11 protein-coding genes are annotated in these 15839 nt (G+C 29.8%); all 11 read left to right on the top strand.

Translation table 11 applies throughout. The features are described from left to right. Positions 1–841: 841 nt before the first annotated feature. The 11 genes from H1R81_RS08890 to H1R81_RS08940 all read left to right on the top strand — a co-directional run bounded on the left by H1R81_RS08890 (position 842) and on the right by H1R81_RS08940 (position 15714). Positions 842–3196 (top strand): tyrosine-protein kinase, encoded by a 2355-nt coding sequence (locus H1R81_RS08890; RefSeq protein WP_181840354.1) that lies wholly within the window; start codon positions 842–844, stop codon positions 3194–3196. Between the two features lie 151 nt (positions 3197–3347). Then, on the top strand, positions 3348–4880 hold the full coding sequence (locus H1R81_RS08895) for an oligosaccharide flippase family protein (protein WP_310588060.1): 1533 nt from the start codon (positions 3348–3350) through the stop codon (positions 4878–4880). Between the two features lie 2 nt (positions 4881–4882). Next, entirely contained in the window at positions 4883–5935 is a 1053-nt protein-coding gene (locus H1R81_RS08900) for an NAD-dependent epimerase/dehydratase family protein (RefSeq protein WP_181840356.1), read from the top strand. A gap of 876 nt (positions 5936–6811) precedes the next feature. Next, positions 6812–8551 carry a thiamine pyrophosphate-binding protein gene (locus H1R81_RS08905; RefSeq protein WP_181840357.1) on the top strand — a complete coding sequence of 580 codons (1740 nt, stop codon included), beginning with the start codon at positions 6812–6814 and terminating at the stop codon, positions 8549–8551. A 103-nt stretch (positions 8552–8654) separates the two neighbouring features. Continuing rightward, the gene (locus H1R81_RS08910; protein WP_181840358.1) at positions 8655–9725 is read left to right on the top strand and encodes a polysaccharide pyruvyl transferase family protein; all 1071 of its coding nucleotides are present in this window, start codon (positions 8655–8657) and stop codon (positions 9723–9725) included. A 255-nt stretch (positions 9726–9980) separates the two neighbouring features. Then, positions 9981–11024 carry a glycosyltransferase gene (locus H1R81_RS08915; RefSeq protein WP_181840359.1) on the top strand — a complete coding sequence of 348 codons (1044 nt, stop codon included), beginning with the start codon at positions 9981–9983 and terminating at the stop codon, positions 11022–11024. Further along, positions 11025–12176, top strand: a complete 1152-nt coding sequence (locus H1R81_RS08920; protein WP_181840360.1) for an EpsG family protein — start codon at positions 11025–11027, stop codon at positions 12174–12176. A 19-nt stretch (positions 12177–12195) separates the two neighbouring features. Further along, positions 12196–12762 (top strand): 2,3,4,5-tetrahydropyridine-2,6-carboxylate N-succinyltransferase, encoded by a 567-nt coding sequence (locus tag H1R81_RS08925; protein WP_181840361.1) that lies wholly within the window; start codon positions 12196–12198, stop codon positions 12760–12762. 20 nt (positions 12763–12782) lie between these two features. Beyond that, complete coding sequence (gene glf, locus H1R81_RS08930) at positions 12783–13877, top strand: UDP-galactopyranose mutase (RefSeq protein WP_181840362.1); 1095 nt, start codon at positions 12783–12785, stop codon at positions 13875–13877. Continuing rightward, on the top strand, positions 13874–14650 hold the full coding sequence (locus H1R81_RS08935; RefSeq protein WP_181840363.1) for a DUF4422 domain-containing protein: 777 nt from the start codon (positions 13874–13876) through the stop codon (positions 14648–14650). Before glf ends, H1R81_RS08935 begins: the two co-directional genes overlap by 4 nt. A gap of 17 nt (positions 14651–14667) precedes the next feature. Next, the gene (locus H1R81_RS08940; protein ID WP_181840364.1) at positions 14668–15714 is read left to right on the top strand and encodes a glycosyltransferase; all 1047 of its coding nucleotides are present in this window, start codon (positions 14668–14670) and stop codon (positions 15712–15714) included. Positions 15715–15839 lie beyond the last annotated feature (125 nt).

The raw sequence follows: 15839 nt of genomic DNA on the forward strand, positions 1-15839 counted from the left end.
ATATTTTATTAAATTTTTAATATAAATTTCAGATTGGATTAATAGAGTTTATATCGAATAAGGTTTTAGTAATTAGATTTCAAATTTACTCTACCCGATGATTTTCAGGAGGTGTTGATTATAAGTTAATTGTATTTTATCCACCAAGTAAACTTGCTAAAAAGTTGATTGAATAAAGCATTCTTTTTCAAATTTATAGTCTATTAACTGTTATTCGATATAAATTCTAATGATAAATACAATTATTTATTTTTGTTGAGAATCGTATATATTATTTTATTAATTTAAAAATTGGCAAATAATATACTAATTTTAAAGAGTATTCTTATAAATAATTTTGAACAAATAAAAGTTTAAAAATGATATTAAAGTAGATATTAGTAAAAGAAACTTTATTGCCAAATAAAGTAATAATTGTATTATTCAGTGAAATTCGACCAAATAATAAATTTATTTTGATTTTGTGTTTTTTAATTGTTTATCTTTGACAATAGATAAATGTGGCTAATGAATAATCCTATCATGATTTGTATAAATCTAATTATTTTTAAATCTATCTCAGTAGATTAAATCCCACTTATACTTTCTTAAAATAGTTAATATTATTCGATTTTAATGGTGATCACAACTGATGTCTTCTCAACATTTATTAAAATAAAAGTGTTGGAATAATAATTAGTATGAAGAAGTAGAACAATTTTTTATTTAAATTAAGAAAACTATGATAAGTGATATAATTGTATTAATTGTTATTCTAATCGTAATCTTATTTATTAATGCCGAGCGGCGAAATAAATCTGTTCAAGATTAATTTTTAAAAAGACAAAACTTATAAGTACTCATGAATAGTGAATTAAATTTTTGGGAAGAAAAACAAGACGATTTTGATATAAGGGTTTTTTTCCTGAAGTATTTCCGGTATTGGTATTGGTTTATTACTTCATTGACTGTTTCATTTATTGTAGCATATTTATACTTACGTTATACAACTCCTATATATCAAGTAAGTTCCTTATTACTAATTAAAGACGAGAAAAAAGGAGGTATGTCTGGTAATGATGTTTTGAAAGACTTAGAACTTTTTTCAGGAAACAAAATTGTGGAGAATGAAGTAGAAGTATTAAAGTCTAGGACTTTAATAGAGAAAGTTGTTAATGAACTGAATTTGACCGTATATTATTTCCAAGAAGGTGCCATAAGAGATTTTGACGAAATGGCTTATGGTATTTCACCAATTTGGGTACAGCATGGAAATTTGAATAGCGTTGCTTATGAAGAACCACTTTTTATTAAAATTTTAAATAAACAGAAGTACGAGCTATTGGATGAGTATGGGAAGACCAAAGGTATTTTTGCATATAGTCAAAATATCAAAAGTGAGTTTGGTTTATTTCGTATATTTCTTCATGATTCTTTATATCGTAAAGAGAACGATTTAATTAAAGTGACATTTGCTCCTAAAGACGCTGTAATTCAACAATATCAAAGTAACCTACAAGTTGAGTTACTAAACCAAAAAAGCTCTGTTTTAAAACTTTCTGTAGAGGACGCAGTACCTTCTAAAGGAAGGGCTTTTTTAGCAAAGCTATTAGAAGCCTATACATTTTCGGCTTTAAGTGATAAAAATAGGGAAGCGTCAAATACAATACAATTTATTGATGAGCGGCTGAAGCTAATTACTAATGAATTGGGTGACGTAGAAAGGGACGTTGAATTATATAAGAGCAGTCAAGGGATAACCGATTTAAGTGCAGAAGCTAATTTATTTTTGGAAAAAGTTAAGGAAACGGATTCAGAGCTAAATTCAGTAGATATTAAGTTAAAGGTATTAGATGAAGTTGAAGCATATTTACTAAGTAGTCAGACGGGCGTGGCTCCATCAACATCGGTCAATGATCCAGTCTTAATAAACCTTTTAAACAAGCTTAATGAATTAAGCATTCAAAAAGAAAAATATGCAAGGACTACTCAAGTAGGTAATCCATTATTAGAAACTATTAGTACACAAATTGCCAATGTGAAAAGTGCGATTAAGGAAAATATTGCTAATCAGAAAAAGACCTTATTTGTTACACGTTCAAATTTAAAAGATATGAACAATAAATTTGAATCATCTATTCGAACTATTCCAAAGAAGGAGAGAGAGTTTGTTAATATTAAGCGTCAGCAAGGGATAAAAGAAAGTTTGTATTTATTGCTCTTGCAAAAGCGTGAAGAAACGGCTATTTCTTATGCATCAACAGTGACAGATAGTCGTGTGGTAGATGATCCTTACAGTACTCCTACTCCAGTAAAACCAAAGAAAACTATTATTTATGCATTAGCAATCTTAATAGGATTGATAATCCCTGCAAGTGTAGTTAATGGTAAAGAACTGATATATAATAAAATACAGTCTCGTAAAGAGATTGAGACAATTAGCGGTTTTAGTATTTTTGGGGAAATCAGTAAAAAACCGAAAGATTTACATGATAATGTTTTAGATTTAACCAGTAAAAGTTTTATATCTGAACAATTCAGAATTTTACGTACAAATCTGCAATATGCAGGTACTAGCAGCGAAGGTAGTAAATCGATTTTATTAACCTCCTCAATAAGCGGTGAAGGTAAAAGTTTTGTTAGTATTAATCTTGCTGCAAGTATTGCTTTGTTAGAAAAAAAAGTTGTACTTATTGAATTAGACTTACGTAAGCCAAAAATTTCAAAATATCTAGGTGTTTCAGAGGACAAAGGAATATCTAATTATTTAATTGATAGAGCAAGTGAGGAAGATATTATTAAACATACCAAAATAAGTAATAACCTCTTTATTATTCCTTGTGGGCCAACTCCACCAAATCCAGCAGAATTACTTTCAAATGGAAGAATCAAAACTTTAATAGAAGTACTTAGGCAAACGTTTGATTATATTATCCTAGATACACCTCCAGTTGGATTAGTAACTGATGCCACAATATTAAGTCCTTATGCTGATGTTTGTTTCTATTTGGTAAGGCATGAATATACGCCTAAAAGTTATCTTAATTTATTGGTCGACCTTAAAAAATCAAATAAATTTAATTCTCTTAATATTATCTTTAATGGAGTGGATTACAGTAATAGTGGCTATGGCTATGGCTATGGCTATGGCTATGGCTATGGCTACGCCTACGGAGAAGAGAAAAAAAATAGAGAATGGTGGAAGGTTTGGAGCTGAAAACACTTTAATAACCAAAGGAGACCAGCTTATGATATATTAAGTAAAGTAAAATTTTGAGTATTATGTTCAATCTGCTAATGTTAAACATATAATTAAGCACACTTAGAAATAAATGTGAAAAGCAGAAGACTAAATTTTTTTATTATTAGTGTCTAGTTCTAAAACCATCATAAAAAATACTCTTTTTTTATATATACGAATGTTCCTGACAATGGCAGTAACTTTGTATACTTATAGATTAGTTTTAAATGCACTTGGAGTAGAGGATTATGGAATTTATAATGTGGTTGGAGGATTAGTAACTTTTTTTTCGTTTTTCACGGGTACAATGGCTTCAGCAACACAACGATTTTTTTCTTTTGCATTGGGTCAAGGTAATTTCGAAAAATTGAAAATTACGTTTACTGTAAATCTGGTAATCTATGTTTCAATTGCGATTATTTCTCTAATTCTACTTGAGACAATTGGATTATGGTTTGTAAACGAAAAGTTGCAGTTACCAGCTGTAAGATTTGAATCGGCACGTTTAGTATTTCATTACTCGGTATTAATGTTTGTTAGTACTGTTTTTACTACTCCTTTTATGGCAATTATTATTGCGCATGAGGACATGAAAATTTATGCATACGTGTCAGTAGCGGAAACGATTATGAAATTGATTTTAGTTTTTTTTCTTATTTATTTGAAAGGAGATAAATTAGCATTATATGGACTATTAAGTTCGGTAGCATCGTTAATTACTGCATTTATTTATATCGTTATTTGTGTACAAAAGTATAGAGAATGCCAGTTCAAGCAATTTTATTGGAACAGAAATTTGTTGTTGGAAATAGTTGGATTTACAGGATGGACACTATTTGGACAGTTAACTACAGTTATTCGTAATCAAGCAATTACAATTCTTTTGAATCAGGTGTTTAATCCAATAGTTGTGGCAGCTAGAGCAGTAGCAATGAATATTAGTGCTCAAACTAATCAATTCGCCAATAATTTTAATGTAGGGCTTTATTCCCCAATAATAAAATCATATGCAGCTAATGATAAGAATGGAATGTATTCCTTGATTTTCAATGGGTCAAAAATTACCTTTTTCTTAATATGGGTTTTTGCATTACCACTATTTCTTGAAATGGATATTGTATTGAAAGTATGGCTTAAAAATCCGCCTGAATATTCCGTTTTATTTACCCGCTTGGCATTAGTTGAAGCTTTAATCAATTCTGTGAGTTTACCAATAGGCACAGCTGCCAGAGCACCCGGAAAAATGAAATTGTATGAAATGATTCTTGGGAGTATTCAGATTGCTATTTTTGGTATATCATGGTTGGTATTGGTAATGGGAAGTAATGCTTATGCTGTGTTTATAGTGGCCATAGTAATAAATTTAATCATGTTTGTAGTTCGCTTAATGATTGTAAGACTGCTCGTTGGCCTACCAGTCGACCTATTTTTTAGTCGAGTAATTTTTCCACTTTCACTAGTTATTTTACTTTCGGCTATTCCTTCTTTTGCTATTTACTCAGTTAGACCAGATGGATTTATTTCCTCTTGTTTAAGTATGATGGCTAGTATAATATTAGCTAGTATAAGTATGTTCTTTATTGGTATTAATAAATCGGAACGAGAAAAATTTAGAATTTTACTAATGAATCGAGTTTCAAAAGGTTTTAAGGCAGTATAAATATGAAAGTCTTGGTTTTAGGAGGTACTGGAGCAATGGGAATGCATTTAATTCAACTCCTTTCACGGAATTTCGTAGAAACGGTTGTTACATCTAGAACAAAGCGTAGTTCTACAAGTAACATAAACTATATTCAGGGAAACGCTCATGATTTAGACTTTATTAAAACAGTTTTAAATGAAAAGTGGGATTGTATCATTGACTTTATGGTATATACAACATCGAGTTTTGAAGAGCGTGTTCATTTATTTTTAGAGGCTTCATCACAGTACGTTTTTTTGAGTTCGGCAAGAGTTTATGCAGATTCAAATCTGCCAATAGTAGAAACATCAGCTCGGTTACTTGATATTTCTCAAGATAAAGAATTTCTTGCAACGGATGAATATGCTTTGTCAAAGGCACGTCAAGAGGACATATTGAAAAATTCTGGATATAATAATTGGACAATTGTCAGACCTTATATAACATATAGTGAAAACCGATTGCAACTGGGAGCTTTAGAAAAAGAAGAGTGGCTTTATAGGGCTTTAAAGGGCAGAACAATTGTATTTTCGAGTGATATTAATACTAAGAAAACTACAGTGACTTATGGTTTTGATGTATCACAAGGAATCTTATCAATAATTAACAACACTAAGGCTTTAGGAGAGATATATCATATAACAGCAAAAGATTCACATACATGGGATGAGATTTTGACCATTTATTTGGATGGACTAGAGGCTTATTTAGGGTATAGACCTAAGTTTGTGTTGCAGGATTTAAAGAAATTTTTAAAGTGGAAACCAGCAAAATACCAAGTGTTATATGATAGATTTTTTAGCAGAGTATTTAATACCTCGAAAATTAACCAATTTGTTAATAATGATACTTTTGCTAAAGTGGAGGTAGGATTAAAAAACTGTTTAATTGAGTTCTTAAAAGATCCCAAGTTCGAAAATATAAATTGGGAATCGGAGGCATTAAAAGACAAGCATGTAAAGGAACATACCCCATTAAATGAAATACAAGGGATTAGACAAAAAATGAAATATTTAATAATTAGATATTTTTAACAAAGAACTTGTTTATGATTATTAGATAAATTAAGAGATGCTTAAATAGAGATCAAATTTTGCTTTACTAATCAAAATGAAAACTTATAATAAAAACACTATGGGAAAAAAAGGTCGAGAGCTTACTTCCCCTGCTTTTAGTTAAGTAAAGACAAAAGTTTATCTTAAGTAAAGAATTAATATTGCAGAAGTGATTTTTATAGAATTAAAACTGATTGTAACTAGATAGAAAAACGAGCAGACTGTAATTTTAAAGATAATTATACTCCGAAAAGTATTTATCATCATTTAAATAAATGGAATATAGACGATTCTTAGAGAAAATATAGAAAAGGTTATTAAAAGAGTATAAGAAATATATATACTTATTATGTGCTTAGTTAGAAGGGCACACAAGACAAAATCAAGGAGGGCTAGCAGTTACGTTTAAATATAGGTAATCAGATTAGACAATCGCTCTGGAGATTAGATAATTTTCTGTATTTGTATAATAGGTAGGAAATTTTGATAGCTATTTAAATATAAATTCGTGGTAAATATGATTATTTAGTTGACTTCAGAGAGCTTTTCCGTAATTGACAACCTATTTGAAAAACTGAAATTTCATTTAAGGAAATTATTTCTTAATACATATACAGGATTTGATTCTTTTGAATGTAAAAAACTTTGTCAAAAATATTATATTAAAACCAATATTGCTTTAAATCCAAGAAATAGTAGCTATAATAGCTATTTTCAACTGTTTTGATAAGATATTAACCTCAAGATGGATACTTAATTTAAATATTATGACGTATAATTTATGTTTAATTCGAAAAGTAGGACCTAAACTAAAATTTTAGATAAGTTCAAAAAGAAATAATTTCAATATTTTTTATGGAAAAATCTTATACAGAAGAGAAAAATGCATTGGTAGTGGTTTCATTATTGAAAGAACATGGAATTCGAAAAATAATAGCTTCTCCAGGAACAACTAATATGGCATTAGTAGTAAGTGTTCAAAACGATCCATATTTTCAGGTATATTCGTCTGTCGATGAACGTTCTGCCGCCTATATTGCATGTGGTTTAGCAGGAGAATCTGGTGAGCCGGTTGTATTAAGTTGTACAGGGGCAACCGCATCTCGTAACTATTCTCCTGGGCTTACAGAAGCTTATTATCGTAAACTTCCTATATTAGCAATTACATCTACTCAGGCAATCGCACGTGTTGGGCATCATATAGCACAAATTATAGATCGGAGTTCAATACCAAATGATGTTGCAAAATTAAGCCTTACATTACCAATTGTAAAAGATGATGAAGATTTATGGGATTGTGAGGTTAAGGTTAACCGAGCTATTCTAGAACTTAAAAGACATGGCGGAGGCCCAGTTCACCTTAATTTACCAACCACATATAATAAAACATACACAACGAAGGAGTTACCAAAGTTTCGTGTAATTAATCGAGTGACTGTTAACGATGATTTTCCAGCATTACCTCAAGGAAAGGTTGCTGTATTTATTGGAGCGCATGCAATCTGGACAAAGGAAAACACAGAATTATTAGATAACTTTTGTGCTTCAAATAATGGTGTAGTGTTCTGTGATCATTCAAGTAATTACAAAGGAAAGTATAGAGTATTATTCTCACTCGTTGCTGGTCAACAAATGGCAGACTTTACAAATTATCCTGATTTACTTATACACATCGGAGAGGTAACTGGTGATTATTATAGTCTTGGATTTTCAGGGAAACAAGTGTGGAGAGTAAATGAAGATGGTGAGATACGTGATACAACTCGTAAGTTACGTTATATATTTGAAATGCCCGAAAAAAGTTTTTTCAAACAATATTTAAAGAGTCCTAAGGTTTTCAATGACAGTTATTTAAAGAGTTGTAAAGAGCAACTTTCTGAGCATTATGATAAGCTTCCAGAATTACCATTTTCCAATATATGGATAGCTTCAAAATTGGCTCATCTTATCCCTGATAGTTCGACAATTCATTTTGGTATATTAAATAGTTTACGCGCTTGGAATTTTTTTGAACTACCTCCTTCAGTGATGTCTTCATCAAACGTAGGTGGGTTTGGCATTGATGGTAATGTATCAACTTTATTAGGAGCGTCTCTTTTCAATAAAAATAAACTGTATTTTCTAATTGTAGGTGATTTGGCCTTTTTCTATGATATGAACGTACTGGGTAATCGCCATTTTGGGAAGAATATTCGTATTCTATTGGTTAATAATGGCCGAGGTATAGAGTTTAGACAATATATGCACCCAGGTGCTCAGTTTCATGAAAAGGCCGATGAATTTATCGCAGCTAGCGGGCATTATGGTAATAAATCGCCGATACTTGTTAAAAGTTATGCTGAAGCTTTAGGCTTTGAATATATGAGTGCATCAGATAAAGTAGGATTTGAGGGGGCTTATAAACGGTTTTTAACAATGGGAGTTGCCGACCAGCCAATATTATTTGAGGTGTTTACCGACAGCAATGATGAAAGTGAGGCGTTGGAAATAGTATTAAATATACAAGAAAATGTAAAAGGGAAAGCAAAGCAACTTGCCAAGCAGGTTTTAGGGGAAAATAGCATCAATCTAATTAAAAGAATGATTGGTAAATAAGATAATAATTATTTTTAAGCAATTTTTGAGACGAATGACAGATAATATAAGCATCTGTTATTTATGCTAATATTCAAATAATTTCTTTAAGATTAATTTACGTATGAAAATAGGAATTTTAACGCATCATTATCCCGAAAACAGAAATTATGGAGCAATGCTCCAACTCTTTGCAACTTATACAACTATATTAAAACTTGGCCATACCCCAGTGGTAATAAACTATAAGTTTACAGAGGATAAGGTAGAAAGTATTAAATCTTTAACTAGAGATTTTATCTTAACGCATTTAGGTACACAGCCATTTATAGAATTCTCTAATAAGTATTTGCCTAATAAAACTAACGAGGTTACATCTTCTTGTGCGAAAGAATTAAACTCTTCCATTGATTTATTTTTAGTTGGAAGCGACCAAGTATGGAGATATTCCTATGTTCCAAATTTAGAAGACTTTTTTTTCTCATTTGTTGATGATAGTCATAAGAAGATATCTTATGCGGCCAGTTTTGGACTTGATAAACTAAATGTTCCTGCAAAAGTTTTGGAGAGAGTAAAGGAGTTAATCAAAAGATTTGATGCTATTTCGGTTCGTGAGACTTCAGGAGTTAAAATATGTGAGGAATTAGGTGTTTATGCTCAATTAGTTCTTGACCCTGTTTTTTTGCTAGAAGAAGAAGAATATTTAAAATTGATTAAAAATGAAGAGATTTTTACAAGAGTCAATGATAGATATATTGCCCATATGCTTTTAGATGATTATTCTGGGAATATCAATTTTATAAATAATTTAGCAAGCAAGATGAATAGGAAAGTCTTTGATCTTAAAGGTATAAAATATCCTATTGTTAATAGAATAACAAATAAACTATACTCAATACCTCAGTGGCTAAATTTCATTAAGAATAGTGAGATGATAATTACCGATTCTTATCATTGTGTCGCTTTCTGTATTATTTTGAAAAAGCCATTCATTTGTATAGCTAATCCTAACAGAGGCATGGCAAGATTAGAAAGTCTGCTTGGATTATTAGGTTTGAAACATCTGTTCGTTACGGATGCTGAGTACTATAAGATTGATCAAATCCCTGAAATTGATTACAATGTTGTTTATGAAAAATTAGCTTTTTTAAAAGCTAATTCATTAGAATTCTTAAAAGAAGGGTTAAGGACATAAATATAAGATATGTTAAAAGAGCATATGATGCTTGAATTTCAATTCAAGATTTTTTAGTAAATAATCAATAAGTAAATTTAGAAATATTTATTTTAGAGAATAGTAGGGCCACAATTTTAATAGTTAAGTAAACAATTATTATTGTGTGTTCTAAAAAAACTAAGGAATTGAAATAGAAGGTGAATGTAATAAATGGAAACTTTTCCGATAAGTTGCTTTTAGCCTTTAGTTCATTAACATTCTTAAATAATAGATATGAAATATCTGATTTGTCAAGAATTTAGTAATACTACTAATAATCATGCAGGGATTAAACATATGTGCAATTTATTAAAGCTGCATTACCCAGAAGAATATGAAGTAATAGTATTTCCAGATTTATATATTAGTTTGAAGAAGAATATTTTTATTCGGAAGTTTCAGAGTATATTAATAAAGGAAGTTATTGTTCCTTATAAATATTTGAAAATAGGTAAATTGTTAAATAACAAATTGGGAATAGGTGATACTATTTATTTATTAGAATATTTTGAACTATTGTTTCCACAATTAATCCTAGCTCAATATCTACGAAGGAAGAATAGAACCCTAAATATTTTTGGACTAGTGCATCTTGTGCCTAAAAAATTAGAAGACTCTTTTAGTCACTCTGAGATGCAAAAATGGATAAAACCACTAAGTAAGATATTAACTTTAGGTACTTCTTTAACTGATTACTTTTCAACAAAACTTAATATTCCTCCTATAAAAATTAGAACCTTGTTCCATTATGTGGATTTGGAATATTATAAGCCTTTGAAAAGAGAAAAATTTGCTATTCCAAAGATTATAGTTATGGGAAATCAAAAAAGAAATTTTGAGTTATTGAAGGAGATAGTAGATGCAAATTTAGACAAAACTTTTATTATTTGTCAAGGGGTAATGGATTTAACTTCTATATTTATAGAATGTTTAAATGTAGAATTGATTGGATATGTAGAAGAAATCGAGTTATTAAAACTTATGCAAAATTCTGATATTTCACTGAATGTAATGGATGACACCATTGGTAGTAATGTCATAACCTCCTCTATGGCTGTAGGTTTAGCAATGGTTGTTAGCGATGTTGGTTCAATACGGAATTATTGTAAAAGTGATGGAGCTTTCTATTGCAATAATTATGACTTGAACTCTTTTACTAAAGCTTTAAATAAGTTATGCACAGACAAAAAGTCATTATATGAATTACAAGAGAAATCATTGGTATATAGTAAAGAACTAAGTATACATAAATTACATAACAATTTGTGTGAAATATAAATGTCGATAATAGAACACATATTGCTATTTTTCCTTCTTTTTTTATTTTATTTTCTATGGGGAAAATATAGTTCAAGCAATAAAGATAATGTTAAGTTTTGGTTGCAGGCTGTAAGGCCTATTTTATTGTATGCTCTTATTGTTGGCTCAAGGTATGGATGGGGTCCTGATTATATTTCTTATAAATATAGAATGGAACATGCTTTTAGCGAACCTGATGAACAAATTGGTTTTAGGTGGCTGAATCAATTAATAAATGTGTTAGGATTAAATTATGTTGGAGGATATATAGTATATAGTCTTATTTTCGTTATCTGTGCTTTTGTCCTTATTAGGAGTTATGGGAAACAATCAAGATATATGTACGCCTTTTTTGTTCCTGCAACTTTATTCTTTGTTAGCGCAGCTATTAGACAAGGTATTGCATTAAGTTTTCTTTTTTTGGCGATTTATTTTTTCCATCAAAAGAAATGGATTCAGACATTTTTGATGATTTTAATTGGGATCTCAATCCATACAGCTACTCTAATACCTGTTGCTTTTATATGTATAATTTATTTGTTTTTTAGAAAAAAATTGTTTGACTGGAGAATAACTATCCCATTGTATATTTATTTATCTTTTTTCTTTGACGGTAGTTCGATAGGATTTATTGCAAGTTATTTCAAATATTTTTCATTAGACAATAAATTTCAAAATTATATTAATGAGGCTGACCGATGGTTTGGTGTAGAAGGTGCAGAAAGCAAATATGCTCAAAGTACATTTGCCTTAATAACATCCTCATTATTTTACATCTCCTTCATATATTTAGGATATAGATCTTTAAAATTAAAACCAAATGAGAAGATAATTTATATTTATAACACTGTCGTCTTTGGAGTATTATTGTATAGAACTGTTTTTTTGTATGAAATATTAAGACGATTTGCAGAACCCTTAGTTTTGTTATATTTTATATCTATAAGCTATATTATTTATGTTTATGAAGGAAATAAAAGATATAATTTAATTAAAAATGGTATTAGCAAGGTGTCTATAGATTATAGAGTTTATTTGGTTGGGTTACTCTTAATAGTAATATATCATATTCTTTACTGGGGGAGATTTATTTTTCTTAATCCTGGGGCTAAATTCTTTTGGAATAATTAATTTTCAATAAAAATTGTTTATGATTCAAGATAAGAAACAACTGCTATTATGCTTGGAATATGAAAAGATTTTATATTCAAAATATATGTTTCAAACAAAATCAAGATATTTCTTATCGAGGTTAAAAAGAGAACCAATAAGAATGATTCATATCTTTTTAAGATTATCTCGAAAAGCAGATTTCTATAATGTGCGAAAACAAAAATTTGGTAACCCTTTTTACAAGGCACTATATCTATATTATATAACTAAGAAAAATTATTTAGGTGAAAAGTTAGGGCTTGAAATAGAAACAATAAATACTAGAGAAGGACTAATGATTTATCATTATAATAATGTTATAAATGGGGGTAGTATAATTGGTCAAAATTGCCATTTACATGGTAATAACTGTATTGGGAATGATGGCAAAAGCAATAAATGTCCCATAATTGGAGATAATGTAATTTTAGGAGTGGGAGCAAAGGTAATAGGAGATATATATATTGCTAATAACATAATAATTGCTGCAGGTGCTATTGTTGTTCATTCTTTTGAAGAAGAAGGAATTACGATAGGGGGTATTCCAGCAAAAAAAATAAAATGATATAATATAAATATAAAACGATGGAATATGATTACTTGATAGTTGGAGCAGGCCTATTTGGTGCGGTCTTCGCACATGAAGCTACAAAAAGAGGTAAAATTTGTCTTGTGATTGATAAAAGAGACCATATTGGGGGTAATTGTTATACTGAAACAATAGAAGGTATTAACGTCCACAAGTACGGACCACATATCTTTCACACTAACAATAAAGAAGTGTGGGATTATGTAAATGCTCTAGTAGAATTTAATCGTTATACGTATTCGCCGGTAGCCAATTATAAGGGGAAATTATTTAATTTACCTTTTAATATGAATACTTTCTACCAACTATGGGGTGTTAAAACACCTGAAGAAGCCAAGGCCAAAATTGATGAACAGAGAAAGGAATTTTCCTATATCAATGAGCCCAAGAATTTAGAAGAGCAAGCTTTGGTATTAGGAGGTAGAGATATTTATGAAAAATTAATCAAAGGATATACAGAAAAGCAATGGGGACGCCCTGCAGCAGAAATTCCGGCTTTTATCATCAAAAGGTTACCATTTCGCTTCACCTTTGATAATAATTATTTCAATGATAGATATCAGGGCATACCTATTGGTGGTTATACTAAACTGTTTGATAAATTATTAGAAAGATGTGAAGTTAGATTGAATACAAATTATTTTAATTCACAATCTGAATTAGATGCATTGGCTGCTAAGGTTGTCTATACTGGGCCAATTGATTTATTTTATAATTACCAATTTGGTGCTTTGGACTACAGGAGCTTGTGGTTTGAACACGAATTGCTAAATATAGATAATTATCAAGGAAATGCCGGCGTAAACTATACTGAGGCACAAGTACCATATACCCGGATTGTCGAACATAAACATTTTGAATATGGTGTTCAACCCAAAACATTTATTAGTCGAGAGTATTCCAAAGAATGGCAACGTGGTGATGAGCCTTATTATCCGATTAATGATGATAGAAATAATAAAAGATATAATAAATATAAAGAACTTGTCGAGAAAGAGTCAAAATACATATTTGGTGGAAGGTTAGCAGAATATAAATATTACGATATGCATCATATAATTGAGAATGTATTAAAACTGTTTAAAAAATGAAAAAAGTAATGATTTATATAGCTACACATAAGCCATGTGTGAATTATTTGTACGAAAATGGGTATCATCTATTACATTCTGGGGCGGAAAAATCATCCTATAAAATTAATGAAGGATTTAAGGATAATTCAGGAGACAATATTTCAGCAATGAATCCTCTATTTTGTGAGTTAACAGGACTGTATTGGATGTGGAAAAATGGAGAAGAATGTGACTATACTGGTTTAGTGCATTATAGAAGATTTCTTGGGCGACGGAGATATGCATTAAATATTAAAAAAAATATCTTAGATGAAAAGCAGATAATAAACTTATTGAATAAATATGATGCTATTTTACCAAATTACGTACGAAGATCCAACATTAATGGATATTTTGAAGATTATTCCAAAATCCGAGAACAACGCTCATATGTATTAATAAGAAATGCTATTATAAAGGTTTGCCCTAATTATATATCAGCTTTTGAAGCAGTATTTACTTCTCCTAAAATGTTTTTTGGAAATATAATCATAACAAAAAAAGGAATACTTGATAAATATGCACAATGGCTATTTAATTTGGAGACTCAGATAGTTAAAGATATTGAGAATAATAATGATATAGTGCAGCCGAGAGAATTAGGATATCTTTCAGAATGGATGCTTAATATTTATTTTAAATATCATGAAGAATATAATTTGATACATAAACCTATATTTTTTACTGAAAAGAAAAATAATATAATATATATATTAAAAATATTATTTGAGAGGATAGGGATTTTGAGTTAAAATCAATCTATTATTAAATGACAATTCCTAAAGTAAGTATAATAGTACCGGTTTACAACGTTGAAAAATACCTTCCACGTTGTATAGAATCATTGATGAGTCAAACTCTCCAAGAAATTGAAATTATATTAGTAGATGATGGATCACCTGACAACAGCCCAAAATTATGCGATGAATATACAGAAAAGGATTATCGTGTAAAAGTAATTCATAAAAAGAATGGAGGTTTAGGCTTTGCCCGTAATAGTGGTATTGATATAGCAACTGGTGAATTTCTTGCCTTTGTTGATTCTGATGATTATGTTGCTACTTCGATGTTTAGGGAACTGTATAATACTGCGAAAAAATACAATCTAGATACTGTTTATTGCGGATATAATAGAATCGATAATAAATTGAGAATTCAGCCCATAAAGGATGTGCAAGCATTGAAAGTTATTGAATCTCAAGATGATATACAGGAAGTTTTATTGGATATGATTGGGACAGAACCCAATAGCCCAATAGACCGTAAATACGAGATGTCTGTATGGCATGCTATCTATGCCCGATCTATAGTTAAGGAGCACCATGTAATATTCCCATCTGAAAGAGAATTTATATCGGAAGACATTATTTTTCATATGGACTATCTTCAAAAGGCGAAGAGAATAGCATTTCTTCCAGAATCGTTGTATTACTATTGTTCAAATGAGTCTTCTCTTACAACTTCATATCGTTCAGATCGCTTCTCCAAAAATAAAGTTTTATACAAAGAAATTTGTCGAAAATTGTCTTTAATAAGCGAAAAGAAAGAGTACCAATTGAGAGCAGGTAGGTTATTCATTGGATATACTAGATTTGTTCTTTTTTCTATAGGACAGCAAAGTATTTCTAGCTCAGAGAAAAAAAAGATAATTAAAGCTATTTGTAAGGATAATATTTGGAACGAGTTATTTGAATATTACCCCTACAAAGAGTTACCATTTAAATATGGTTTTATCTTAGAGTGCATTAAACGTCATTGGATAAACTTAATCTTAATAATTATATCATTGGAGAATCTTATCAGAAAAAAGAAGTAACATTTCAATGATTGGTTATGTTCTTAAATGTATGATGGCATTTTGTTGAAATAGAAAATGAATATTTTCATTAAAAACCATTGAATAGTTAGCTTCTTTGAAAACTTGGTAGTGCGACGATGAAA

The sequence above is a fragment of the Emticicia sp. BO119 genome (assembly GCF_013912375.1).
Taxonomy (GTDB): Bacteria; Bacteroidota; Bacteroidia; order Cytophagales; family Spirosomataceae; genus Emticicia.

Coding starts and splice junctions, on each gene's coding strand:
- H1R81_RS08925 (WP_181840361.1), top strand. CDS start 12,196: ATGATTCAAGATAAGAAACAACTGCTATTATGCTTGGAATATGAAAAG.
- H1R81_RS08890 (WP_181840354.1), top strand. CDS start 842: ATGAATAGTGAATTAAATTTTTGGGAAGAAAAACAAGACGATTTTGAT.
- H1R81_RS08935 (WP_181840363.1), top strand. CDS start 13,874: ATGAAAAAAGTAATGATTTATATAGCTACACATAAGCCATGTGTGAAT.
- H1R81_RS08915 (WP_181840359.1), top strand. CDS start 9,981: ATGAAATATCTGATTTGTCAAGAATTTAGTAATACTACTAATAATCAT.
- H1R81_RS08905 (WP_181840357.1), top strand. CDS start 6,812: ATGGAAAAATCTTATACAGAAGAGAAAAATGCATTGGTAGTGGTTTCA.
- H1R81_RS08940 (WP_181840364.1), top strand. CDS start 14,668: ATGACAATTCCTAAAGTAAGTATAATAGTACCGGTTTACAACGTTGAA.
- glf (WP_181840362.1), top strand. CDS start 12,783: ATGGAATATGATTACTTGATAGTTGGAGCAGGCCTATTTGGTGCGGTC.
- H1R81_RS08900 (WP_181840356.1), top strand. CDS start 4,883: ATGAAAGTCTTGGTTTTAGGAGGTACTGGAGCAATGGGAATGCATTTA.
- H1R81_RS08920 (WP_181840360.1), top strand. CDS start 11,025: ATGTCGATAATAGAACACATATTGCTATTTTTCCTTCTTTTTTTATTT.
- H1R81_RS08910 (WP_181840358.1), top strand. CDS start 8,655: ATGAAAATAGGAATTTTAACGCATCATTATCCCGAAAACAGAAATTAT.